Origin of the sequence: Anaerosalibacter bizertensis (assembly GCF_009696605.1) — a bacterium.
In the GTDB taxonomy this organism is placed as follows: domain Bacteria; phylum Bacillota; class Clostridia; order Tissierellales; family Sporanaerobacteraceae; genus Anaerosalibacter; species Anaerosalibacter bizertensis.
This window is the reverse complement of the sequence record NZ_VULR01000011.1, coordinates 39,462-63,886: the sequence shown is the minus strand read 5'-3', so window position 1 is coordinate 63,886 and position 24,425 is coordinate 39,462. Positions and strand designations below refer to the sequence as shown.

The following is a 24,425-nucleotide window of genomic DNA, read 5'->3' as shown; positions in this document are numbered from 1 at the left end:
CGCTTTTCTCTCAAAATAGAAAAACACTAATGTATATAATAAGTAAAAAAATACTTATTATATAACAATTATAAAACCTTATGAGCTTTAGCTATAAGGTGAGAAGCGGACACTTCTACTTGAACCTATCCAATATTAAGTTTCTTTATACATTATATGCTAGTTAATTTAACTTGTCAATATGTTTATATATTATTTTGCTAATTCATATAGTGCCTTTGCATATATTTTAGCCATTTTCATCAAATGTTCTATTGAAATATATTCATCTTTTTGATGGGCAACTTCCTCTTGTCCTGGAAATACTGGTCCAAAAGCTACTGCATTGTCCATTGCCCTTGCATAAGTTCCACCGCCAATAGTAATAGGTTCACTATCTAAATCACCAGTTTCTTCTTTATATACCTTCATAAGCTTTTCAACTAATGGATCATTTTTAGGAACATATATAGGCTTCATTTCATCATCATCTTCTATAAGCTCTATTCCAGTCCCTTCTAGTTCTTTTCTAATACCATTATATACTTCTTCTGAACTGGATTTTATAGGATATCTAATATTAATTGATAAAGTAATTTTACCATCTTCAGTTTTTATAACTCCTGGATTAAAATTCAGTTTTCCTGAAACCTCATCTTCAAAACCACAGCCTATTCCTTCTCCATTATGTTTTAATGCTATCTTTTCATTATAAATCTTTATAAAATCGCAAATATCACAATTGCAATCAAGTATTTCTCCTAAAAACAACATAAGATAGGTAATAGCATTTTCTCCTTTTTCAGGAGTGCTTCCATGAGCAGAAGATCCCTTGGCAATTACTTTAACTATTCCATCTTTTTCTTCTATAGAAATATCATAATCGTTCTTTTCTTTAAAATTTTTAAGCTTATTTTCTATATAATCCATATCTTTCACTTCAAGTATTGCTTCACAATAATCTGGAACCATATTAACTGCATTTCCACCTTTTATACTTTTTATAGAAATATCTCCGCAACTATTATTCTCTATCTTCTTTACAAGATCAAAAGCTATTATACCTTTTTCCCCATGTATTACTGGAAAATCCGCATCTGGTGTGAAAGCCATATCTGGAGCTTTTTCATGTTCAAAATAATATTTCATACATCCCCATCCTGTTTCTTCATTGGTACCAAATATTATCCTGATTTTTTTATTTAAAGACACATTAGCTTCTTTTAAAGCTTTCATAGCATATAAACTTGCTATAGCAGGTCCTTTATCATCTAATGTTCCTCTGCCAAAGATTTTTCCATCATGAATCTCTCCACTATAAGGTGGGTATGTCCATCCATCCCCTTCTGGTACTACATCTAAATGGACTAATATTCCTATAGTTTCATCACCTTCACCAAAATCTGCATGTCCTGCATATCCATCTAGGTTTTTTGTTTTAAATCCCATATCTTCAGCTATATCTAGTGCATATTTAAGTGCATTATATGGCCCTTCACCAAAAGGCATACCCGGTTTACCTTCACCTTCAACACTTTTTATTCTAACTATTTCCTGTGTTGATTTGACTATATCATCTTTATAGCTTTCTACTAATTCAATAAAATCCAAAAAAACCCCTCCTTATTCTTTATTTTGTCTATTATCTTATAATTTAAACTTCTTATTTACATTATACCTTTTCAAAATATTTCCTTCAACAATCCTCCAATTATTTTTATATAAAAAAACTAAATGGTTAAACTATTATTAGTAAAATATAAAAAGGTGGGGATCATTTGAGAAAGAAAAAAATAATTCTTCTAATAACTATTTTAAGTGTAATTTTTTCATCACTACTTTTTTACGATAAATATTTTTCTACATCTGGATTCGAAAAAATTACAAATGCAGATAGATTTATAGTATGGATAGTTACAATTATTTTTGTTGTTTACTATATAAAACTAGATTCAGACCCACAGTTAGCCCCTTTAGCATTAAGTAGTGATAAAGAAGGAAATAAGAAAAATAATAACAAACCAGATGTTTCTTTTAAAAATGTAGCAGGACTAGAGGAAATTAAAGAAGAACTTAAAGAAACCATTGACTTTATTAATAACTCGCATAAATACACAAAAATGGGTGCAAAGATTCCAAAAGGAATCCTTTTTCACGGCCCACCAGGAACTGGAAAGACGCTCCTTGCAAAAGCTGTAGCTGGAGAAACCAATTCTACATTTCTATATGCTAGTGGTTCTGAATTTGTTGAAAAATATGTAGGAGTAGGTGCAAAAAGGGTAAGAAGTATGTTTGAAAAAGCAAAAAAAGATGCTCCTAGTATTATTTTTATTGATGAAATAGATGCTATAGGAGCCAGAAGAAATTTAGATTCAAACAATGAAAAAGATCAAACACTAAATCAACTTTTATCAGAAATGGATGGATTTAATACTAGTGAAACAGTAGTAGTCATTGGAGCAACCAATAGATTAGATTTACTAGACGAAGCATTGCTACGCCCAGGTAGATTTGACAGACATATTTATGTTGGCAATCCCAATATAAAAGCAAGGAAAAAAATACTAGAAGTACACACTAAAAATAAACCTCTTCATAATGGTGTTTCTATAGAAGATATAGCAAATAAAACTCATGGACTTTCTGGAGCTCAACTTGCAAATATAGCCAACGAAGCTGCGATAATTGCAGTAAGAAAGAATAAAAGCAAGGTTGACTGTGAAGACTTTAATCAAGCAATCGAAAGGGTATTAGCAGGACTAGAAATTAAAAACCCATCTATTTTATTAAAAGAGAAAAAAACTGTATCTATTCATGAAGCAGGTCATGCTTTAGTTAGCAAAATACTTAAAACTGATATGGTACAAAAAATATCTATAGTACCTAGAGGGCAAGCATTAGGATATGTTTTAAAATTTCCAGAAGAAGAAAGATACCTACTCACTGAAAAAGAATTAATGGGAAAGATTACTGGTCTTCTTGCAGGAAGAGCTGCAGAGCAAGTAATTTTTAATGAAATAACCACAGGAGCAAAAGACGACTTAACTAAAGCAACTCAAATTGCACAAGAAATGGTTTGTAGTTATGGAATGAGCACATTAGGTAATATTTCTATAGATGAGTATTATATAAAAAACAATTACGATATAATTAGACGAGAAATGAAAAAAATAATAGATAAATGTTTTGAAAACGCTCTAAAGATAGTAGAGGATAATAAAATAATATTATTCCATATATCTGATTTGCTTATGAAACAAGAAACCATAACTAGTGAAGAATTGGATAAGATATTTCAAGAATATAAAACTGATTTAGACTATGCCACATAATAAACGAGACCTTAAAAAAGGTCTCATTTTATTTATCTCTTATTTTCTATTTCTTTTTTTATTTTTTCTATGAAATCTTCTACTCCTATTTGTCCAAGATCTCCTTCATCTCTCTTTCTTACAGATACAGCTTTTTCTTCTACCTCTTTTTCCCCTACTACTAACATATAAGGAATCTTTTGTAGTTGAGCTTCTCTTATTTTATATCCTATTTTTTCAGTTCTATCATCTACCTCAACTCTTAAATTATTTTCTTTAAATATTTTCTCAAGTTCATAAGCATATTCATTAAATTTATCAGATATAGGAAGAATAGATACTTGGACTGGAGCCAACCATGCAGGGAACTTTCCAGCATAATGTTCTATAAGAATTCCCATAAATCTTTCTATACTACCAAGTATAGTTCTATGAATCATAACTGGACGTTTCTTTTCATTGTCTTTATCTATATAAGTTAAGTCAAATCTTTCTGGCATTTGGAAATCCAATTGTATTGTACCACATTGCCAAGTTCTACCTATAGCATCTTCTAAATGGTAGTCTATTTTTGGTCCATAAAATGCTCCGTCTCCCTCATTAACTATATAATCTATATTTTTTTCATTCAAAGCTTCTATTAAATTATTTGTTGCCATTTCCCATTGTTCATCTGTCCCCATAGAATTTTCTGGTCTAGTAGAAAGCTCAACATGATATTTAAATCCAAATACATCATAAATATAGTCTGCTAAATCCATTACACCAACTAATTCATCCTTAACTTGGCTAGGTAGCATAAATAAATGAGCATCATCTTGAGTAAAGCTTCTTACTCTCATAAGACCATGTAATGTACCAGAAAGCTCATGTCTATGAACTAAACCTAACTCAGCCCATCTAAAAGGAAAATCTCTATAACTAAACATTTTTGTTTTATATACAAGCATTGAACCAGGACAATTCATAGGTTTTATAGCATAGTCATTATTATCTATTTCTGTAAAATACATATTCTCTCTATAATGATCCCAGTGACCTGATCTATGCCATAGTTCTTCATTTAATATTAAAGGTGTTTTAATCTCTCCATAACCTCTTTTTCTGTGTTCTTCTCTCCAAAAATCTTCTAATATATTTCTAAGAAGCATTCCCTTTGGATGGAAAAATGGAAATCCAGGTCCTTCCTCATGAATACTAAATAAATCTAGTTCTCTTCCTAACTTCCTATGATCCCTTTTCTTCGCCTCTTCCAATCTATCTAGATATTCATCCAAATCTTTCTTTTTCATAAAACTAGTTCCATAAATTCTTTGTAACATTTTATTCTTTTCGTCTCCACGCCAATATGCACCTGCTATATTTAGAAGCTTAAAGGCTTTTACTGGCTTTGTCCTAGTTAAATGGGGCCCTGCACAAAGATCTACAAAGTCACCTTGTTTATAAAAAGAAATAGTTGCATCTTCTGGCAAATCTTCTACTAATTCAACTTTATATGGCTCATCTTTTTCTTTTAAAAATTCAATAGCCTCATCTCTAGGAAGAACAAACCTTTCTAATTCATAATCTTCTTTAACTATTTTCTTCATCTCTTTTTCTATTTTTTCCAAATCTTCTGGAGTAAATCTATGTTCTGTATCAAAATCATAATAAAATCCATCATCTATAGCTGGGCCTATAGCTAATTTAGTATCTGGATACAATCTCTTCACAGCCTGAGCTAATATATGAGAACTAGTATGCCTAAAAATTTCCTTTCCTTCCTTATCTTCAAATTTCACAATTTTCACTTCAGCATCTTCTTCTATAGCATCATTAAGGCCTAATGTCTTTCCATTCACTACTGCTCCTAAAGAAACCCTTGCTAAGCCTTGACTTATATCACTAGCTATTTTATATACAGTTACGCCTTTTTCATACTCTTTTTTTGAACCATCTGGTAAAGTAATAATTATCTTATCCATAATTTCCCTCCTATTTCTATTTTTAAATACAAAAAAACCCTCATCCCATGAAACATAGGGACGAGAGTTTATATCTCGTGGTTCCACCCTAATTGGTGCTTGAGTCAAATAACGCAAATTGCGGAAATCCTTCCCTAAAAAAGTTAGGATTCAGCTTCGGGTTGGTTTTCAGTTAACAATACCTTAGGATTGTTTCCAGCCAAGACAATCCCTCTCTTGAAGGATTAATTAACTTACTCTTCCCTTCATAGCTTTTAAATATATAATTTTACTTAGTCAAATATTATAGCTTTTATTTTATGCCTTGTCAATATTATTTTCTATCTTTTTAAAAGTTTTATACCTTCTTCTATTTCAAACATTTTTTGTTCTCCTGATCCCATATTTTTTATAGTCATTTTTTCATCTTTTAATTCATCAGGACCTAATATTATTACATAGGGAACTCCCAATTTGTTTGCATAGTTAAACTTTTTACCCATTTTATTTTTCTCTAAATATACTTGAATATTAATTCCTTCATTTCTTAATCTATTGCCAACTTCTATTGATTCTTCTAAACAACCTTCCATAGGTATTATAATAGCTTTTATTAAACTATCTTCATTGCTTTCAATAATATTTGCTTCTTTGAATTGATAAAAAAGTCTAGTAAGTCCTATAGACATCCCTACACCAGGTAATTTTTGATTTGTATAATGTTTAGCTAAATCGTCATATCTACCCCCAGAACAAACACTTCCTATGTCTGGATAATCGTCTAAAAATGTTTCATATATAGTTCCTGTATAATAGTCTAATCCTCTTGCAATAGTCAAGTCTATAGCTATATTTTCATTTGGAACTCCAAAGTATTTTACATAATCTATAACTAAAGAAAGTTCTTCTAAACCTAATTGAAATTCTTCGTTATCAATATTCATATCTTCTAAATTATGTAATATTTCTTCATTGGTGCCTTCTATGTTCATAAATTGAATTATCTTTTCAACAGCTTCTATACTTAAACCAATTTTGTCTAATTCTTTTTTTACACCATTAATTCCTATTTTATCAATTTTATCTATAGATCTTAATGTACCAACTCTATCTTCTATACCAAGGTAGTTAAAGAAACCATTTAATATCTTCCTATTATTTATTTTAATAGTGAAATTTTCAAAACCTAATCCTTTAAAAGTAGAGTATATAACACTTGGAATCTCTGCATCATTTATGATACCCAACTTCCCATTTCCTACAATATCTATATCACATTGATAAAATTCTTTAAATCTTCCTCTTTGATTCCTTTCTCCTCTATAAACTTTTCCTATATGATATCTCTTAAATGGAAAATTTAAATCAGGGAAGTATTGAGCAACATATCTTGCTAAAGGTACTGTTAAATCAAAACGTAAAGACATATCATTACTTCCCTTTTTAAATCTATATATCTGTTTTTCTGTTTCTCCTCCACCTTTTGCCAATAATATTTCTGATTTTTCAATTACTGGCGTATCTATTGGTAAAAATCCAAATTTCTCATAATTTTCTCTTATAATATCTAACATTTTATTAAATAATACTTGATCTGAAGGCAACAATTCCATAAATCCTGGTAATATTGAAGGTTTAACTCTTTCTTTATCCATTATATCCCCCCTAAAATACATTATACTAATACTTATAATATCATTTTTTTAAAATCTTTCAAAGTATAAAAACGAAAGTAAGACTTTCTTTATTTTTCTTTATTTAATGGGACTTTTATATTACATAAATTACAACCTTTACAAAACTCAACCTTATCTATAAAAACACTTTGAAGTATATCTACAATTTCTTTATCCTTATTTTCTTCATTAACATGAATAATTAATCTCTGAGGAGCTATTGTAATTATAGAACTAATTAAAATATCATCTTCATTAATACCATCATCTGATAATTCACTAATAATATCACTAAAAAAATCATTATCTATTAAATTGTTTTCCTTATCATATAATTTATATTCATCATCTATAACCACATTTATTAAATCAATTTTAGGTTCTTGAATGTCTATAAAATATTGAAGTATATTTATAAATTCCCTATATTCCTTAACAGCTGAAAATTCATCTATACTTCTTTTTATAATTTCATTTATAATCTTATCTCTAGATTTCAATCTAAAGCTTACAAATCCATCTATTATCATTAAATCATTAATAGAGATATAGTCATATACTTCCTTAAATATTAATTCCTTCTCTTTTACAAATTCATTTTCATTATATAAGTTTTTATAAGCTAATTGAACAATTTCAACCTTTTCATCTCTATTGAAATTCTTATATTTCATAAAAACATCTTTTAATATTATCTCTTTTAAATAATATTCAAATATTATTTCACTAATAAATAAAGATATAATATTATAAAATTCTTCTTCTTTACCTTCAAAATAAAATATTAGAAAAAATCTGTCATTAATTTTTTCTTCTTTAACTTCAACATTATTTCCAAAATCATATTTATTAAATATATCATTTATTTGACTTTTGGTTTCTTTTACCCCAATAGATAACAATTTCAATCCTCCTCTCTTTGATGACATTAGTAGTATACGTTTTTGGCATAAGTATATACTATTTATAAGATTACAATATTAACAATATAAAGTAATTATTGTACCAAGATCAACAATTTTATCATTACTTAAAAAAATTAGATTTTTTTTATGTTTTTTTAGGAAGTTATTAATTTTATCTTTATCTGGATGATCATCCAATTTTCCTGAAATAAATATGTCATTTTTGCATATACTACCAAAACAACCACCTATAAATCCATAGTCAAATCCTTCTAGTTCTATATATCCTGGTTCTATTAATAAGGTATCTATGTCACATTTAACCATTGCCTCGTATATAGGACGATCAGCAGTAATAATAGCTTTTTTATCTACTACTGCCATAGAACATTTTGTATAACCTTGATTCACATGAATTAATTCCAATCCTTCTTTTTTTAAATAGAAAAGAAGTTTTTCATCTGTATACTTAAAATTATGAATTGCATATCCATAAACTCTTCCTACATTATATGCTATATCTCCTGGATAGTCTCTTACTAATTGTTTTTCTCCTCTTATAAGTTCTATACCCGTTCCAAAGAATTTTTCTTCATAATATTCAAAAACATTTGGAGCTACAATTAAAGTTTTATAATTTATAGGATGTAGCACTATATCTGGATGATAAGCTATAGCCTCATGAACATCTTCACATTTGACAGTTTTTATTACTTTTATATTTAACTTTTCTAAAAACTTTATTACTTTTTCATCTACCCTTCCATCTATAATAACTAAATTTCCTTTTTTATATGGTATAAAAGGATTGTTTTTCACATATATTCCTCCTTTTAAAGCTAAAAAAATAAACCTTCTATAAGATATAGAAGGTTTTCTTGGAGGCGGCACCCAGATTTGAACTGGGGATAAAGGTTTTGCAGACCTCTGCCTTACCACTTGGCTATGCCGCCATATTTAATTTTATGATTGTTTTGAAATAGTAATTCTAAAGAACTCCCCCGACTAAGTGATTCACACAAAACGAAAAACATGTTTTGGTTCTCTACTTATGCCTTACCACTTGGCTATGCCGCCATATTTAATTTCCTGGAGCGGAAGACGGGATTCGAACCCGCGACCCTCGCCTTGGCAAGGCGATGCTCTACCACTGAGCCACTTCCGCAAATTATTTGATTTTGAAATTTAACAAAATTTTATGCTGCATCTAACTGCGTCCACTAAGCGATTCACACCAAATCATAGATTTGGGTTCTCTGCTTATACCACTGAGCCACTTCCGCAAAATTTCTAGTACATAGTTTTAATGTAATGGTGCCCAGAGGCGGAATCGAACCACCGACACGGGGATTTTCAGTCCCCTGCTCTACCGACTGAGCTATCTGGGCAACTTAACCACATTTGATAGTATACAACAATTATAAGTTAAAGTCAACACTTAAAGCAAAGATTTTAAATCTTCTTTTGAAAAATTATATTTTTCATTGCAAAAATGGCATATAACTTCTGCCTTTCCATCTTCCTCTATCATGCTTTTTATCTCTTTTTCACCTAAACTTCTGAGAGTTGTTTCTATTTTATCTCTAGAGCAATTACACTTAAATGAAACTTCTTTTCTATCTAAAATATTCATATTAAATTTTCCAAATACATTTTCAAGTATTTCTTCTGGAGTTAATCCCTTATCTATTAATGTAGATATAGGTTCAGAATTTTTTATACATTCTTCCAGTTTATCTATATCTTCATCTAAAGTTCCTGGAAGTAATTGAACTATATAGCCTCCAGCTGCTTTTACAGATAAATCCCTATCTACTAATACACCTAAATTAACTGCTGATGGCTGTTGCTCAGAATTCGCAAAATAATATGTTAAATCTTCTGCTATTTCTCCCGAAACTATACTAGACTGCCCAATATAAGGATCCTTAAGACCAAAATCCTTTATCACAATAACCCTTCCATTCCTTCCTACTGCTCCACCTACATCTAATTTACCATTACTTTTCAATGGTAAATCCACTGTAGGGTCACCTAAATAGCCTTTAACCTCACCTTTTGAATTAGATACAACAGCTATGTTCTTAATAGGCCCATCTCCACGAAATTGAATAGATATACTTTCTTTTTCATTCTTCATCATTGTTCCCATAATGCTAGCTGCTGTTAAAGTCCTACCTAAGGCAGCTGTTCCTGTAGGCATGGTATTGTGAGTTTTTCTAGCCTCTTCTACTAAATTAGTAGTACTGGCAACAAATACTCTAATAGTTCCTTTTTCATCAATAGCTCTAATAACGTAATCTTTCATAGTTAACTCCTTTTCTATATTGTTTTAGAGATATTTAAAGCCCCTAATGTTAGGGGCTGATTTGCTACAATTTAAAACTATCTACAAGTTTTTATATTTAATTATAGTTTTTTAACACTTGTAGCTTGAGGACCTTTTTCTCCTTCAACTATTTCAAATTCAACTTGTTGTCCTTCTTCTAAAGTTTTGAATCCATCTTCTTCAATTGCTGAATAATGTACGAATACATCTTCGCCATCTTCAGTAGAAATAAATCCGTAACCTTTTGTAGCATTAAACCACTTTACTGTTCCATTAACCATTTAAAACATTCCTCCAATACAACTAATTTAATATAGATGAGTATGTATGTAATACCCTCTACTTTCCCTAATATTATCACAGTTAAATACTGTTGTCAAATAGTATTCCTCAAAAATAACAAATTATTCAATAAACTTTCAGATAATTTTTTACTACTTTTTAGCAACAAAATTAATTCTTTCACTATTATTTTTAGGAGTATTAAATGTAAATGCCTCATATTTTTTTATTCCCTTAAATCCTGCCTCTTTAAGAATACTTTCAATTTCTTCAATTTGATAAGCACGCTCTATATGCTCTTCATCAAATCTCATATAGCTTCCATCTTCATCTTTAATAAAAAAATCTAAATTAAATTGAGCTAAACTACTAGCTTTATCGAAATAATTTTGCCAAACATAGTATATATCATCTCTATCTTCAACAAAAGTATTATCTCCTATAATTTCACTCAACTTATAATAGGAATTAATATCGAATATAAATAAACCATCTTCTTTCAGATGCTCATATACATTTTTAAATATTTTTAAAAGCTCATCTTTATTAAGAATATAATTTATACTATCACAAATAGATACTATGCTATCAAATTGTTTGCTCATCTTGAAATCGTTCATATTCTGTTTTAATAATTTTAAATTCTTAAAATGCAACAATTTATTATAAGCTATAGAAAGCATCTCTTCTGACATATCAAAGCCAGTTACATTGTATCCTTCTTTACATAGATAATAAGTTAAATTTCCAGTACCACATGCCATTTCTAATACTTCTTTAGGTTCTACATCAAATCTTGTAAATATATCTTTAATATATAAAAACCAACCTTTATAATCTACATCATCCATAAGCTCATCATAATATAGAGCAAACTCTTCATAACAATTCATATTTTATTCCTCTACTAACTCTTCTAGTATAGATTCCAATATATCACTAGCTGAACCGTTTAATAATATATCACTATAATGGTCCATTGCAGAGCGTCCTTTATTTATGATTATTAAATTCTTAGCCATTTGAGGCAAATAGTTAACTGGTGATACTACTAAACTAGAACCTACTACTATAAGTAAATCACTGGTACTTACTTCATTAGAAGCTATACTAAAATCCTCTGGAAGCATATCACCAAACATTATTACATCGGGTCTTAATGTTCCCTGACAGCTATTACATTTTGGTGGTATTTGGCCTTCATTTATTTTTTGTGTCATTACATCTAATGGGACTTTTTTACCACAGTCCATACAACTGCCTTCTCTTGTGTTTCCATGAACCTCCAAAACATATTTTGAGCCAGCCTTGTGATGTAAATTATCTATATTTTGAGTTATTATTCCTTTAATAAATCCTCGCTTTTCCATTTCTGCTAATACTAAATGAGCCCTATTAGGTTTTGCATCTTTCATTCCTAAAAGCATTTTATAACCTTCACTGTAAAACTTCTCTGGATCATTATATAAAACTGTAGTAGATAGTGCTTCCATAGGATCTGTATTTTCCCAAAGACCTGTACCAGGGCTTCTAAAATCTGGTATTCCACTTTCTGTAGAAATGCCTGCCCCAGTCAACACCATAGTTTTAGAAGATTTTTTTATCAGTTCACTTGCTCTTTTAATTTTATCAATATCCATGATCAAGCACCCCCGTTATGTTCAAATATTAAAATACTATTCTTTATTCTTTGAGGCTTCTTTTTTTGCCATTTCTCTTTTCTTTACAGTTATAAGTCCTCCTATTCTTCCTGACTCTTTTGCAGTAAGCCCACCCCATCCTACTTCTTTTATCTTATCCATAAGTCCTAATTCTTCAGCAATTTCATATTTTAATTTATCTTCCAGTGTTTCGATTTTCTTTTTTTTCTTCTTTGCCATTCGAACCCCTCCCTCCATTTAGTATGGTTGAGAAGGCTTTTTTTATTCAATTCATTATTGATTAAATAGAAACATATAATTATAAAATATAAATATTATCAATACACCTACTAATGGAATATAATCTAATTTCCTAAAATTATAATCTTCTATTAATTCTTCTTCAATTTCCTCTTTGCTTTCAGGCAATGCTTTATATAAACTATATGATATACTTGCACAAACTATTGAAAATATAAGACCAACAATTATAGATAATATAGTAGCAAAAGAATTGGCTGATATATCAATAGCCTCACTTTGAATTTGTATTTTATCCATCTTTCCTAATAAAAAATAACCAATAGTTAAGGCTATAGCATTGTTAAAGCCATGAGCAATCATAGAAGAATATATTGATTTTGTCTTATACACTATTGATCCAAAAATTGCTCCTAAAAAAATAGGTCCTAAAAGATTCTGAAGATTGAAATGGTACACTCCAAATAATACTGAAGATATTATTATGGCTTTTTTCTTTCCTAATTTATCATAAGAAGACATAACCATGCCTCTAAATAATATTTCCTCACATATTCCTGGTGATAGTGAAATAACTATTAGACCTAAGATGAATTCTGGTGAACTACTAGGTATAGGAATAGGCGCTGGCCTTATTTTTATAAAATTACTTAAAAAAAGAATAAATATATAATTTAAAAATGCTCCTACTGGATAAGCAAAGATAACTATTAATGGTATAAGTACTATCTGTTTTATAGATATTTTATTTAATTTAAGAGTATTTTTTAAACTATAACCTCTTATTTTTAAATATGATATAGTAGGAAGCAAAATTATTAAATATTGAGTTATTAATAATCCAGAATATATCTCTCTAGATTGTACAAATCCCCCTAAGAATATTAACAAAGTTCCTAAAACAAGATAAAAAATATTTGTCTCCAAAATACTAGGATTCTTTTTTTTATTATCCATAATAACCTCCTAAACCCTTTTATTTAATTGTATCTTTTTTCTTATCCCAAATCAAATAGATTATTCTAATTACACAAAATTAAATATATTATAGTATAATATATTATAATAATTCTAAATTTAGAGGTGAAAATATGAAAAAAATAAATGTCGGAATAGTTGGTGCAACTGGTATGGTTGGAAGAAACTTTCTTAAATTAATGGAAGAAAGGAATTTTCCTGTAAAAAATCTCTATTTATTTGCCTCCAGTAAGTCAAGTGGAAAAAAAATATTATTTAGAGAAAAAGAATACGAAGTAGAAGAATTAACAAAAAACTCTTTTAATAAAACCATAGATCTTTTGCTTTTTTCTGCTGGGGGAGAAATTAGTAAAAAATTTGCTCCTATTGCAAAAGAACATGGAATCACTGTAATCGATAATAGTAGTGCTTGGAGAATGGATGAAGATGTGCCATTGATAGTTCCTGAAGTAAATCCTGAGGATATAAAATGGCATAATGGTATAATTGCTAATCCTAATTGCTCTACAATTCAATCTGTAGTTCCATTGAAACCACTTCATGAAAATTTTAAAATAAAAAGAATCATATTCTCTACTTATCAAGCAGTATCAGGTTCTGGTGTAGCCGGTATGAATGATTTGGAAAATGGATTAGAATATTTAGAACCTAAAAATTATCCACATCCTATTGCTTTTAATTGCCTTCCACATATTGATTCTTTTATGAATAATGGATATACAAAAGAAGAAATAAAGATGATTGAAGAAACTAAAAAAATACTACATGATGATAAACTAAAAATTACTTCTACTGCAGTAAGAGTTCCTGTTTATTTTGGTCACTGTGTCTCTGCTAATATTGAATTTGAAAATAGCTTTGATATAGAAGAAATTTATGATGTTTTAAATAATTATAATGGAATTGTAGTACTAGATGATGTAGAAAAAGATACCTATCCAATGCCTATAAATGTAGAAGGCAAAGATGAAGTATATGTAGGTAGAATAAGAAGAGATTTTAGTGTTGAGAATGGAATTAATATCTGGATAGTAGCTGACAATACTAGAAAAGGCGCAGCTACAAATACTGTTCAAATTGCCGAACTTTTATTAAAAAATAAATAAAAACAGGAGGTTTTATAATGAGTATTTTTAAAGGTTCAGGTGTTGCTATAGTGACGCCATTTAAAGGCGATAAGGTAAATTATGAAAAATTAGGGGAACTACTTGAGTGGCATATAAGCGAACAAACAGATGCCATAATTATTTGTGGAACTACTGGAGAATCTGCTACTCTATCTAGTGAAGAAAAAAAAGAAGTCATTAGGTTTGCAGTAAAAAAAGTAAATAAACGAATTCCTGTAATAGCTGGAACAGGTAGCAATAATACTAAAGATTCAATAGAACTCAGTAAATATGCAGAAAAAATTGGAGCCGATGCTCTATTAATTGTAACACCATACTATAATAAAACTACTCAGAAAGGTCTTATAGATCATTATTTGGCCATTGCAGACAATGTAAATATTCCTATCATTGTTTATAATGTACCTGGAAGGACTGGACTTAATATTTTACCTGAGACACTAAAAACATTATCTAAACATCCTAATATTCGCGGAGTAAAAGAGGCTAGTGGAAATATTGCACAAGTAGCAGAAATTGCTAGACTATGCAAGGACAATTTTGATATTTATTCTGGAAACGATGATATGGTAGTACCTCTTCTTTCATTAGGAGGAGTTGGTGTTATATCCGTAGTAGCTAATATCATTCCAAAAGACACTCATAATATGGTGAGCTCTTATCTTGAAGGGGATTTAGAAAAGAGTAGAGAGTTACAGTTAAATATGAAGGCTTTAATCGATTCATTGTTTATAGAAGTAAATCCTATACCAGTAAAGGAAGCTATGAATTCCCTCGGTATAGATGTAGGTCCAGCAAGGCTTCCACTTACAACTATGGAAACTAAAAATCGTGAACATTTAATAGAAGAAATGAAGGCTTATGGATTAAATGTAAGGGGGTAAATATATGATTAAAGTTCTCATTAACGGTTATTATGGCCAGATGGGTCAAGTAATATCTCAAGAAATAAAAAAAGATACAGAAATGGAATTAGTAGCTGGTGTAGATAAAAATAAATCAAATAATTGTGATGATTTTAATATATACAATAATATATTTGATTGTAATGAAGATATTGACATAATAATAGATTTTTCTCACCCTAGTTCCTTACCTAACCTTTTAAAATATAGTATGGAAAAAAATATACCTTTGGTTATAGGAACTACTGGTCTTAGTAATGAAGACATAGAAAAAATCGAAAATACTTCTAAAAAAATACCTATATTCTATTCTGCAAATATGTCTTTAGGTATAAATGTATTAGTTTCAATAGTTAAAGATATTGCTCCAGTATTAGAAGACTCTTTTGATATTGAAATAATTGAAAAACATCACAATAAAAAGATTGATGCTCCTAGCGGAACAGCTTATATGATTGCAGATGAAATAAATAAAGAATTGAACAATTCTAAAGAGTATGTTTTCGGAAGAAATACAAAAACTAATAAGCGAGAAAAAAAGGAAATCGGCATACATGCCATAAGAGGTGGAACTATAGTTGGAGAGCATTCCGTAATGTTTGCTGGATGTGATGAAGTTATAGAAATAAAGCATAGTGCTTCCTCTAAAAAAATATTTGCACAAGGAGCTATTAAAGCAGCTAAATTCCTATACAATCAAGAAAACGGTCTATATAATATGGAAAATTTAATTAAAAAGTAAAACTTAGATTAAATATATAAAAAAATAGCCTTGTATATTACAATAAATATACAGGGCTATTTATCTTTAATCAAAGGTAAAAATGTAAGGAATATTTCTATAATAATCCCCATAATTAAGTCCATAACCAACTATAAATACATCTGGTATAGAAAAACCTATATAGTCAGGTTTTAAGTCTACTTTTCTCCTACTAGGCTTATCCAACATAACAGCAGTTTTTATACTGCTAGGATTCTTTTTCTTCAAATGTTCTATTACATATTGCATAGTATACCCAGAATCCATTATATCGTCAATAATTAATACATCTCTTCCCTCTATATCGCTCCTAATATCAGTAACAATTTCTACATTTCCTGAAGTTTCTTCTTGATCCCCATAGCTTGATGTAGTCAAAAAATCAATCTCAACAGGGATGCTTATATTTCTTACTAAATCGGAAGCAAATATAAAACTACCTCTTAAAAGAGAAATAGCTACCAACTTTTTCCCTTCATAATCTTTAGATATTTCCTCTCCTAATTCTATATTCCTTTTATCAATCTCTTCAGAACTAAAAAGTATTCTTTTTTCTTTATTTGCCAATATGTTTCTCTCCCTTCCAGGTTTCTAATTAAAAACTTTGTTTAATCACGGTCCTTTTTCATATACAATATTTTTTTAATTTCTCTTAATTCAAACAATATCTTATTTAAAGAATATTGTATGCTTATTAAAACTATAAAAAAAATAACTCCAACAATTATTTTAAAGTACATTTAAACACCCCTTATTGATAATATATAATAACAGAAAAACCTATATTTTTAAGGGCTATATTAGATAAATTATAACCTAACATATAATAATTGGTCAACATGTTCCTTTAAATAAAAATTCAAACAACGAAATAACCATATATTTTCTTGTAATTAAAAAATACGAAGAAAATATATGGTTATTAAAATCATAAAAAATAATTATTATAACTTAAATATTCGTTTCTACTGCTTCCTCTTCTTCTTTCTGCCTATTATTATCATTTTCTATGTATTCAAGCTTAGATATAGATACTTCATAAGCAGTTCTTGTAATTACTTCTCCATTGGAAAGCCGTTTCTGATAATCTCTACTTTGAATTCTTCCCCACAATCTCACATGATCCCCTACTAATAATTTTTCACAAAACCTAGCATTTCTACCCCAGGATATACATGGTATATAATCAGACGGATTTTATGAGGAATGTCTATATTACAATGTTTAAGATGTATGTTTTTAATACTTTTCTATATGAATATTGTTTGATTATTTAATATAAACTAAAGTATTGTTTATATTATTTATTATTATAGATATTATATCATACATTGCAATAAATATTAAGTATTATTGCATTGAATCTTCTACAACATTTTCTAAACATTCATTTTGAATGTTTAACTAAGTTACAAGATGTCACTTAGTATCCATTTCACACAGAGAGGCGTTTTAAGAGGTTATAATTTATCCATAGACCAATTATATGCCCTCTTATTTTAAATTGATTCTGTGGCTTTCTATGGTGAATAATATTATTTGTACCCCTAGCAAATGGCTTGAAATACACATTTACAAGGGTTTTATTGATGTTGAGATGTTACCCTCTACAAATGGCATGGTTGACACGTTTGTAAGGGGTAGTTATTTACAAGCATATACCACTACCCCTATTTTTGCTTGTTTATGTACTTTATTTCCGAAGTTTAGTTCGGTAATAAAATCATCAAAATAAACCATATCCTTCTGAGGGATAAGACCGTTATCATTTTCAGTGATAGCACTTGTATATTATTTTTTGTTCTTGAGATAGTCATGTGTATATTTTTATAAGATTTTATAAAAATATATTAGTAGTACTAGAATAGATTTATAAAATCTTATAAAAATATGGACTGATAAATAATATAGATAAATATATAAATAATATAGATAAAGTACTATCACACTCATTAAAAAACAATGAGGTGTGAATGTTGTTTTTTTTGTTTTCTTCATTTTGAATAGAACGTTCTGTTCTTTGAGAACATTACATTACAAGATGTAAGTAACGAGGGAATAATATCCCCCGCTTTTATTCTCTTACAATGTATGTACTATATCCTTTTTTCTTTAATTCTTGTGCTAGTTTGTCTGCGTTTGACTTGTTACTAAATGCTCCTACTTGAACTTTATATAATCCTTTACTATTTTGTGTTGGTGCTGTTGGATTCTTTTCTGGTATATATTTAACCCCCATATATTTGCATATTGCTTTAACATCTGCTTCAGCGAATTTCTCCCAGTTGTTTTTGAGTTTTTGAACATCTCCTGCATTAGTAATAAAACCATGCTCAACTATAACCGTTTCAACACTTCCAGTTTGCCTATGCATAAAATAATAATCCCTACCACTCTTGCCTTTTTTGCTAAATGCTCTTCTTCTCTTAAATCCTTCTTTTACTAATTCATCTAGTATCATATTTGCCAATTTGCCGTTTGAGTATATAGAGTGTATAGTTTCAACACCATTCGCAGATGGACTTGCTGCATTTACGTGATTCGACACACATATCTTAGCACCACTATTCTTAACTCTTGCTGTTCTTGTAGAGTTAGACAAAGTTGTATCCGCTGTTCTAGTCATGACCACCTTAAATCCATGTTCTCTTAATCTTTTTGCTTGATATTGTGATATTTTAAGTGTATAATCTTTTTCCTTAATACCATTTCCAACTGCTCCTGGATCATTACCACCATGTCCAGGGTCTATACATATTGTTGCCATTAATTATCCTCTCCTCTATTATTAATCTGTTCTTGGCTAATATCAAACCATTTTTTAATTACTTCTGGAATGTTATGACCTGATTTTGAAAGAGTCTCGAGTATACTTCCAAATTCTTTAAAACAAAAAGCGACTGAAAACATGCCAGATAAAGGTAACTTTAAACCTGCGATTTGTGCTGCTCTTTGTATAAGTGCTAAGGCAAATAATAAAAAGAACTCCGAAACCTTATCTATCAATCCATTTCTCATTAATCTACTTCTAAATTCTCCAGCCTTATTTGCTGCTATAACACCTATAACAACATCAAACATTGATAGTGCAAACCAAATGATTACCAATTCCCAATTTAATCCTGCAAAATAAGACAACAGTCCACCTATTGCGATTGATATTGCTTTCCCAATTCCGTCTATATTGTTTTCCATCTCTATCGCCTCCTTTCCAAATAAGCCTCGTATTAACTAGATATAAAATTAAAAAAGACAATAAAAATAGAGGGGCAACTTAACCCTCTATAATATTTTTTATTTCCTCTTCTACAACTGGATTTAACTTTTCTAATAATCTATTCCTTTCTTCTTCTGTAATTCTTCCTGCTGTATAAAAGAATTCAATTTGTAACATCACCATATCTCTTGTCATAAAACTGTTCTGTTGCTCTATTGCTGTCTCTAGTAATTCGTATATCATACTGTCATACCCCCTTCTAAGGCAGTAATTCTAACTTCTTGCTGTAGTAACATAGCAGTAAATAAATCAGCATCGGTATAGATTTTATTATTTATTTTTTCTATTGCTGTTGTATTACTATTGATTTGTGCATTTAGATTTATAGGTGTAGTTATTGATTTTAGTCCGTTTGCGTAGTAACCTTCTTGTATCTCTCCATAAATTTTATATGTGCCTTCATCTGCTACTGTAATAGTTTGTCCATCTTCACTTAATGTGCCTTCTACCTCCACCCATTTAGCGTTTGCTGTATCTAATTTTAATAGTTTGTCTATTGCTTTGATAGGATATTGTAATGTAATTAATTTAGTATCATCTACTATAAATTCATCTTTTATATAAGGTGTAAAATATACTGTTCCATTTTCATAGCCTTGTAACTCGCCTTCTATCTCAATTGGAATATGTTCAGGCTCGGCTAATTTATAAGTTAGTGTGATTGGGTTTTCGGATAAATACTGTTTAAACCCATTCAAGTCTTGAGTTGCTAATTTGCTTTTATTGATTTTTATAGCAATATTTGCTACAGCTCCGCCAAGAACATACCCTTCATTATCAAAGCTTGGATATACAGGAACTAAACCTCTGTTATTATAAACATAATACCCGCTTTTTTTACTGTCAATGTGCAAAGTGAATGCAAGAGTATTAGTAGTTTCCCATGTAGATACTATGCCCCAACTTTCACTACCATCTAAAGTAACCTCATCACTAACCCTCTTAACCAATTCAGCCTTATTCCCACTCACCCTAATTTCATCATATATTCCATCATTAATTCGCTTTAAATTTACTATTTTATTGTCTTTATCTTTTGCTGTAATGTATGCTATGGATTCTTTGTAAGGTTCGTATTCTGTTGGTGTGTCGCCTTTTTCTAGTTGAGGTTTATATATGCTTAAATAACTATTTAAATCTTTTTTTGTTTTCATGTCATCAATAACGGACAGCACAACGTACCCATTTTCAGGCATTTTTATAGTATTAATTGAGTTCTTTTTCCATGACGTAGAAATTATTTTTTCTTTATTCGAATTAAAACCAATCAATATATTCCTTGAATTATCCATGTTTTTAAATGAAGCAACATATCTTCCTGGTGTAACTTTGATAAAATCACCAGTTATCCCATCATTCGGTTCTTGGGGCAATCCAGTATTTGTATTAGTATAACCTATATGTGTATTGTTCCCATCAAACAAATTCTTCCCAACACTCTTTATTCTAGTAGCACTAATTGTAGATTTAGTATCCCCTTCTTCATTAGCCTCTGTATTACCAAAAATATTTAAACTAACTTGCCCATTAGTTGTGTTGTCTGGCAAGGAAATAACATTGTCATATGTTTCCGCAGGCGTTGAGTATAGATGCTTGTCTATTTTATTGTTTATTTTTTCTATTTCTGTGTTAGTATATTGTTTGGCGTTTTGTTCTGCTTTATTAATATCTTTTTCTGCTTCCTCTAATCTATCGTTTAGGCTGTTAAATGTTTTATTTTTTATTGTAGATGTACGTGCGTTCATTACTTCTGAATCCTGTTGTTGAGATGTAGTCAAATTTGTAAATCTATTTTCTATATCCGTCATAGACTCTTGCCTTTGTTGCTCCTGCGATTGCCTTATAACTTCATTTTCAACACGTATTTTCTCATTTCTTTTACGTTTATCTTCCTCTATTGCAACGTCTATATCTTTTATTATTTCAGCAGACTCTAATAATTTTTCAAATAAAGGGTATGCATCATGCCCTTCTATTGCACTATCGGATATAATCCCAGATTCAACTTCTATTTTAAATTTTTTACTAGAGATAACAGCATCGTCTTTTCTTAATGCTAACTCTGCTAATACAGTACCAGATTGTAATATTTGACTCGGGTATATAATCTGATATTTCCCTTTAGAAGTGTCTATAGCAGTTGCTTTAACCAGGTATGGTTGTTTGTCATTCCCTACTGCGTACATTTCAACATCAATATCAGTAGTATCTATTACTGTATTATTATTTAGTATTTGAATATCAAGCCCTCTTGACTTCTTGTCTCCTTCTTTTGCAAAGATAGGTTCTATAATAGTATCATTTATATTTAATTTTAATGATTGCAAACCTAAATCTTTTAATTCTGTCATGCTATCGCCTCCTAATCTGCTATCTTATATTTGTCTGGTTGAAAAACATGTTCTGGAAGCAACTCAATTTCTTTTGTTTCTGTATTTATTTTAAATTTCTCTATATTATCAAGCACTTGTCTGTCTCTTTCTAGTACTACATAATCCCAAATTAAAGAAAAATCTTCTGCATTATCTCCATAAAAAGACATATCTTGTATACCTGTTGCATACCCTCTTATCTCGCCATCTCTTTTTCTATAGAATATTGTCATACTATTTTGATGTTCAGCCATTGATGCCATTTTATCGCCCCCTTATGCTATAACCATATATTGAACTTCTACCGTACCTTTATTAGTGAAAGAATTTAGATCAGAGTCAAGGAAACTACCCCAAACCTGTGACCCGTCTGCTGCTTTAATGTATCCTGTTTTAGTTTTTACACGTCTAGACCACATACTTGAATTCACTATAACCGTACCTTCATTGTAATTTTTTGCCCAAGCATCTACGGTTATACTATCTAATACGTACCCACCAGGTAATCTAAAAGTTTTTAATGAAGAAAACGCCTTAAACATTTTTCCTTTAAATTCATCAGGCAACTGAATTATTACATCATCACCTAGAATATTTCCTGTAATATCTATTTCCACTTCGCCTACATAAACCAAATAATTATAATCAAAACTACCAGTTGCGGTACGCCGTCTTAAACCTCTATTACTTATTTCTGTATAAGAGCCATCCTCATGTATATACTTTGATTTAGTATTATCATGTTCGACTATATCACCACTAAGACCACCTAACCGAAATGTTTCATAATCTAAATCAGCATAAATTCGACCACTTTTACTTGACAATGTTCCTGCTTTTATTAAGTTAGCATCTAATGTTCCAGTTGTAATAAAGTCAGCAACTATCTTTCCATCAATTGTCATAGCAGTTTCATAAGGCCCATTGTAGCCACTGTTACTAAATCCAATTCCATTTTGATTTATCCTTATTACATTTGTAGCAGTTTGAATATCATCTGTGTCCATATATAACGTCTCGTATGGTTTTCCTTCTGCATTAAGTCTATCTACTCTATATCCGCCTTGATTTCCTGTTATGAGGCTAGTTGCATTATCTATAGCCTTATTTAAACTATCTTCTGTTTCTATTATTTTATTATCTGTATAATTTATTGCATTTTGTTCTCTAACTTCTGCTATTTTGTTTATTAATTTAGTTTTTCTATCCTCTAAATATTTAAAATGTGTTGCAACATTATTCGCTTGATCTTGAGTTATAGGAAGAGGATAAGTTGCATTTAACCAGTTCATATTAAGATAATTAGTTAAAGTATTTAACGCTGCAATGTAATTATTTTTTTCTGTTGTAATTCCTAAAGACTTTGAGATATTAACTAAATCTGTACTTTCATAAGTAACTCTTTCTAAATCTATCTTTAGTGTTTCTGCTTCTGTTGCTGTAAGAATTAAATCTTCTCCAAGTTCATTAATACTGCTCTTTAAATTATCGATTGAATTATCTAACTCAACAACTTGTTTACCTATATCGTTTTTTAAGTGATTAACTGACTTTGCAACGTCAGAAGTCTTATTGTCAACGTATTCTTTTATTTTGTTACTGTTATCTGTTAGTTTTTTCTTAAAACTACCTAATTCAAGTTTTTCATATTTGTCTTTGAGTACGTCATATTCAACTTTTATAATTTTAGCATCTATATTAATATCTAATTCTAATACGTTAACATGAACAATATCATATAAATCAACCTGTTCTAATAGTTTTAAGTCCTTATATTGCTCTGTTTTGCTTAATTCAATGAAGTCAACCTTGTAATTCACTTGAGGTTTATCTATTTTCTCCACTTCATATAAGTTCTTACAATGTTCTCTCATCAAGTCGTATATTTCTTCCATATTTATCTCTGTATCTTCATCTTCATTCGATTGATATTCTTGAGGTAAATTCATACGTGTTTCTTTTACAACAGGATTTCTGTATTTATTAATGAGAGGACTATCTATATATTTCTCGGGTAATGAGTAAACAACCTGATCAATTACCGTTGTAGGATATAACCTTGTTACCACTTCTGTAGTATCTATATCTTCCTCTATACCGATAAGGTTCTTGCCAAGTCTAATCTCATATCCTCTATCAACCCCACCTCGTGCTTTCATCTTGATAGAAAAATTATTTCTTACTATTTCTCCACCCCATCTGTTGATGAAACTATTGTCTTCATCTCCTATTAAACATTGAATAGGATTTTTTCTAATATAGTATGCTGTAGCAGTGTTTTCTATATCACTTGAACCTATAAAGGGGTGTTTATATTGAGTATTATTTAATATTGCTTGTATAGCGTTAGCCCCAGATGTCTTAGTTGGTCTAATGTCCTCTATGAAATTATCAAGCAAATCATAAGTAATATGTCTAGCGTAAACTTTTATTCCTTTTAATGTTTTTACAGGTCTATAGATACGAAATAATTGTTTTCCTCTGTGAGTATTACACTTAATTATATTGCCTTCTACTAATTCTTTAACTTTATCCCTAGGGTATTCCAACTCTAACTCAAACATTCCATTTGCTTCTTCAACTACTTTAGCACTTATTACATCTTTTAATGGTATTCCTATATGGTCGAAATTCGTTTCAAATTCATCATATAAACTAATCAAATATATTCACCCCC

General features: G+C 29.7%; 23 protein-coding genes, 3 tRNA genes and 1 other annotated feature. Of the genes, 4 read left to right on the top strand and 22 right to left on the bottom strand.

The window, feature by feature from the left end; all coding sequences use genetic code 11:
- Positions 1-192: 192 nt before the first annotated feature.
- Positions 193-1,590, bottom strand: coding sequence for a dipeptidase PepV (pepV, locus tag FYJ27_RS08885; RefSeq protein WP_154484497.1), 1,398 nt, complete (start codon positions 1,588-1,590; stop codon positions 193-195).
- A 167-nt stretch (positions 1,591-1,757) separates the two neighbouring features.
- Here pepV and FYJ27_RS08880 point away from each other — a divergent pair, with 167 nt between their 5' ends.
- The gene (locus FYJ27_RS08880; protein WP_154484496.1) at positions 1,758-3,311 is read left to right on the top strand and encodes an ATP-dependent metallopeptidase FtsH/Yme1/Tma family protein; all 1,554 of its coding nucleotides are present in this window, start codon (positions 1,758-1,760) and stop codon (positions 3,309-3,311) included.
- Between the two features lie 32 nt (positions 3,312-3,343).
- Here FYJ27_RS08880 and thrS read toward each other — a convergent pair whose 3' ends face one another.
- The 13 genes from thrS to FYJ27_RS08815 all read right to left on the bottom strand — a co-directional run bounded on the left by thrS (position 3,344) and on the right by FYJ27_RS08815 (position 13,283).
- Positions 3,344-5,254 carry a threonine--tRNA ligase gene (gene thrS / locus FYJ27_RS08875; protein WP_154484495.1) on the bottom strand — a complete coding sequence of 637 codons (1,911 nt, stop codon included), beginning with the start codon at positions 5,252-5,254 and terminating at the stop codon, positions 3,344-3,346.
- A gap of 53 nt (positions 5,255-5,307) precedes the next feature.
- Positions 5,308-5,512: a binding site (T-box leader), on the bottom strand.
- A gap of 62 nt (positions 5,513-5,574) precedes the next feature.
- Positions 5,575-6,888, bottom strand: coding sequence for a histidine--tRNA ligase (hisS, locus tag FYJ27_RS08870; RefSeq protein WP_154484494.1), 1,314 nt, complete (start codon positions 6,886-6,888; stop codon positions 5,575-5,577).
- 89 nt (positions 6,889-6,977) lie between these two features.
- The gene (gene ytxC, locus FYJ27_RS08865) at positions 6,978-7,811 is read right to left on the bottom strand and encodes a putative sporulation protein YtxC (RefSeq protein ID WP_195839112.1); all 834 of its coding nucleotides are present in this window, start codon (positions 7,809-7,811) and stop codon (positions 6,978-6,980) included.
- Between the two features lie 78 nt (positions 7,812-7,889).
- Positions 7,890-8,633: a DUF6873 family GME fold protein gene (locus tag FYJ27_RS08860; RefSeq protein ID WP_195839111.1), complete on the bottom strand. Its 744-nt coding sequence runs from the start codon at positions 8,631-8,633 to the stop codon at positions 7,890-7,892.
- A gap of 60 nt (positions 8,634-8,693) precedes the next feature.
- Positions 8,694-8,767 (bottom strand) — tRNA-Cys (locus tag FYJ27_RS08855).
- 137 nt (positions 8,768-8,904) lie between these two features.
- Positions 8,905-8,979 (bottom strand) — tRNA-Gly (locus FYJ27_RS08850).
- A gap of 147 nt (positions 8,980-9,126) precedes the next feature.
- A tRNA-Phe gene (locus FYJ27_RS08845) sits at positions 9,127-9,202 on the bottom strand.
- Positions 9,203-9,252: 50 nt separating this feature from the next.
- A complete protein-coding gene (gene hslO / locus FYJ27_RS08840; protein WP_154484492.1) occupies positions 9,253-10,122 on the bottom strand; it encodes an Hsp33 family molecular chaperone HslO in 870 nt (289 codons plus the stop codon).
- Positions 10,123-10,223: 101 nt separating this feature from the next.
- Positions 10,224-10,424: a cold-shock protein gene (locus FYJ27_RS08835; protein WP_154484491.1), complete on the bottom strand. Its 201-nt coding sequence runs from the start codon at positions 10,422-10,424 to the stop codon at positions 10,224-10,226.
- A gap of 153 nt (positions 10,425-10,577) precedes the next feature.
- The gene (locus FYJ27_RS08830; protein WP_154484490.1) at positions 10,578-11,318 is read right to left on the bottom strand and encodes a class I SAM-dependent DNA methyltransferase; all 741 of its coding nucleotides are present in this window, start codon (positions 11,316-11,318) and stop codon (positions 10,578-10,580) included.
- Positions 11,319-11,321: 3 nt separating this feature from the next.
- Positions 11,322-12,065: an SIR2 family NAD-dependent protein deacylase gene (locus FYJ27_RS08825; RefSeq protein WP_154484489.1), complete on the bottom strand. Its 744-nt coding sequence runs from the start codon at positions 12,063-12,065 to the stop codon at positions 11,322-11,324.
- A 36-nt stretch (positions 12,066-12,101) separates the two neighbouring features.
- Positions 12,102-12,305, bottom strand: coding sequence for a small, acid-soluble spore protein, alpha/beta type (locus tag FYJ27_RS08820; protein WP_154484488.1), 204 nt, complete (start codon positions 12,303-12,305; stop codon positions 12,102-12,104).
- Positions 12,306-12,359: 54 nt separating this feature from the next.
- Entirely contained in the window at positions 12,360-13,283 is a 924-nt protein-coding gene (locus tag FYJ27_RS08815) for a type II CAAX endopeptidase family protein (protein WP_154484487.1), read from the bottom strand.
- A 134-nt stretch (positions 13,284-13,417) separates the two neighbouring features.
- Between FYJ27_RS08815 and FYJ27_RS08810 the strand changes: the two genes are divergently transcribed.
- Genes FYJ27_RS08810 through dapB form a run of 3 tightly spaced genes read left to right on the top strand, consistent with a single transcriptional unit; the run spans position 13,418 to position 16,078 of the window.
- A complete protein-coding gene (locus FYJ27_RS08810) occupies positions 13,418-14,410 on the top strand; it encodes an aspartate-semialdehyde dehydrogenase (protein ID WP_154484486.1) in 993 nt (330 codons plus the stop codon).
- Positions 14,411-14,427: 17 nt separating this feature from the next.
- The gene (dapA, locus tag FYJ27_RS08805; RefSeq protein ID WP_154484485.1) at positions 14,428-15,315 is read left to right on the top strand and encodes a 4-hydroxy-tetrahydrodipicolinate synthase; all 888 of its coding nucleotides are present in this window, start codon (positions 14,428-14,430) and stop codon (positions 15,313-15,315) included.
- Positions 15,316-15,319: 4 nt separating this feature from the next.
- Positions 15,320-16,078, top strand: a complete 759-nt coding sequence (gene dapB / locus FYJ27_RS08800; RefSeq protein ID WP_154484484.1) for a 4-hydroxy-tetrahydrodipicolinate reductase — start codon at positions 15,320-15,322, stop codon at positions 16,076-16,078.
- Positions 16,079-16,144: 66 nt separating this feature from the next.
- On the opposite strand, the gene hpt is transcribed toward dapB, so the two are convergent.
- From hpt to FYJ27_RS08760, 8 genes are all read right to left on the bottom strand, one after another.
- Complete coding sequence (hpt, locus tag FYJ27_RS08795; RefSeq protein WP_154484483.1) at positions 16,145-16,666, bottom strand: hypoxanthine phosphoribosyltransferase; 522 nt, start codon at positions 16,664-16,666, stop codon at positions 16,145-16,147.
- Positions 16,667-17,050: 384 nt separating this feature from the next.
- Positions 17,051-17,281, bottom strand: coding sequence for a hypothetical protein (locus tag FYJ27_RS08790; RefSeq protein WP_326831064.1), 231 nt, complete (start codon positions 17,279-17,281; stop codon positions 17,051-17,053).
- Between the two features lie 892 nt (positions 17,282-18,173).
- On the bottom strand, positions 18,174-18,866 hold the full coding sequence (locus tag FYJ27_RS08785) for an N-acetylmuramoyl-L-alanine amidase (protein WP_154484482.1): 693 nt from the start codon (positions 18,864-18,866) through the stop codon (positions 18,174-18,176).
- Positions 18,866-19,294: a phage holin family protein gene (locus tag FYJ27_RS08780; RefSeq protein ID WP_154484481.1), complete on the bottom strand. Its 429-nt coding sequence runs from the start codon at positions 19,292-19,294 to the stop codon at positions 18,866-18,868. Before FYJ27_RS08780 ends, FYJ27_RS08785 begins: the two co-directional genes overlap by 1 nt.
- Before the next feature lie 79 nt (positions 19,295-19,373).
- Entirely contained in the window at positions 19,374-19,559 is a 186-nt protein-coding gene (locus FYJ27_RS08775; RefSeq protein WP_154484480.1) for a hypothetical protein, read from the bottom strand.
- Positions 19,556-21,727 (bottom strand): BppU family phage baseplate upper protein, encoded by a 2,172-nt coding sequence (locus FYJ27_RS08770; protein WP_154484479.1) that lies wholly within the window; start codon positions 21,725-21,727, stop codon positions 19,556-19,558. Before FYJ27_RS08770 ends, FYJ27_RS08775 begins: the two co-directional genes overlap by 4 nt.
- Before the next feature lie 11 nt (positions 21,728-21,738).
- Positions 21,739-22,011, bottom strand: a complete 273-nt coding sequence (locus FYJ27_RS08765) for a hypothetical protein (RefSeq protein ID WP_154484478.1) — start codon at positions 22,009-22,011, stop codon at positions 21,739-21,741.
- Between the two features lie 12 nt (positions 22,012-22,023).
- Positions 22,024-24,411 carry a phage tail spike protein gene (locus tag FYJ27_RS08760; RefSeq protein ID WP_154484477.1) on the bottom strand — a complete coding sequence of 796 codons (2,388 nt, stop codon included), beginning with the start codon at positions 24,409-24,411 and terminating at the stop codon, positions 22,024-22,026.
- Positions 24,412-24,425: the final 14 nt, after the last annotated feature.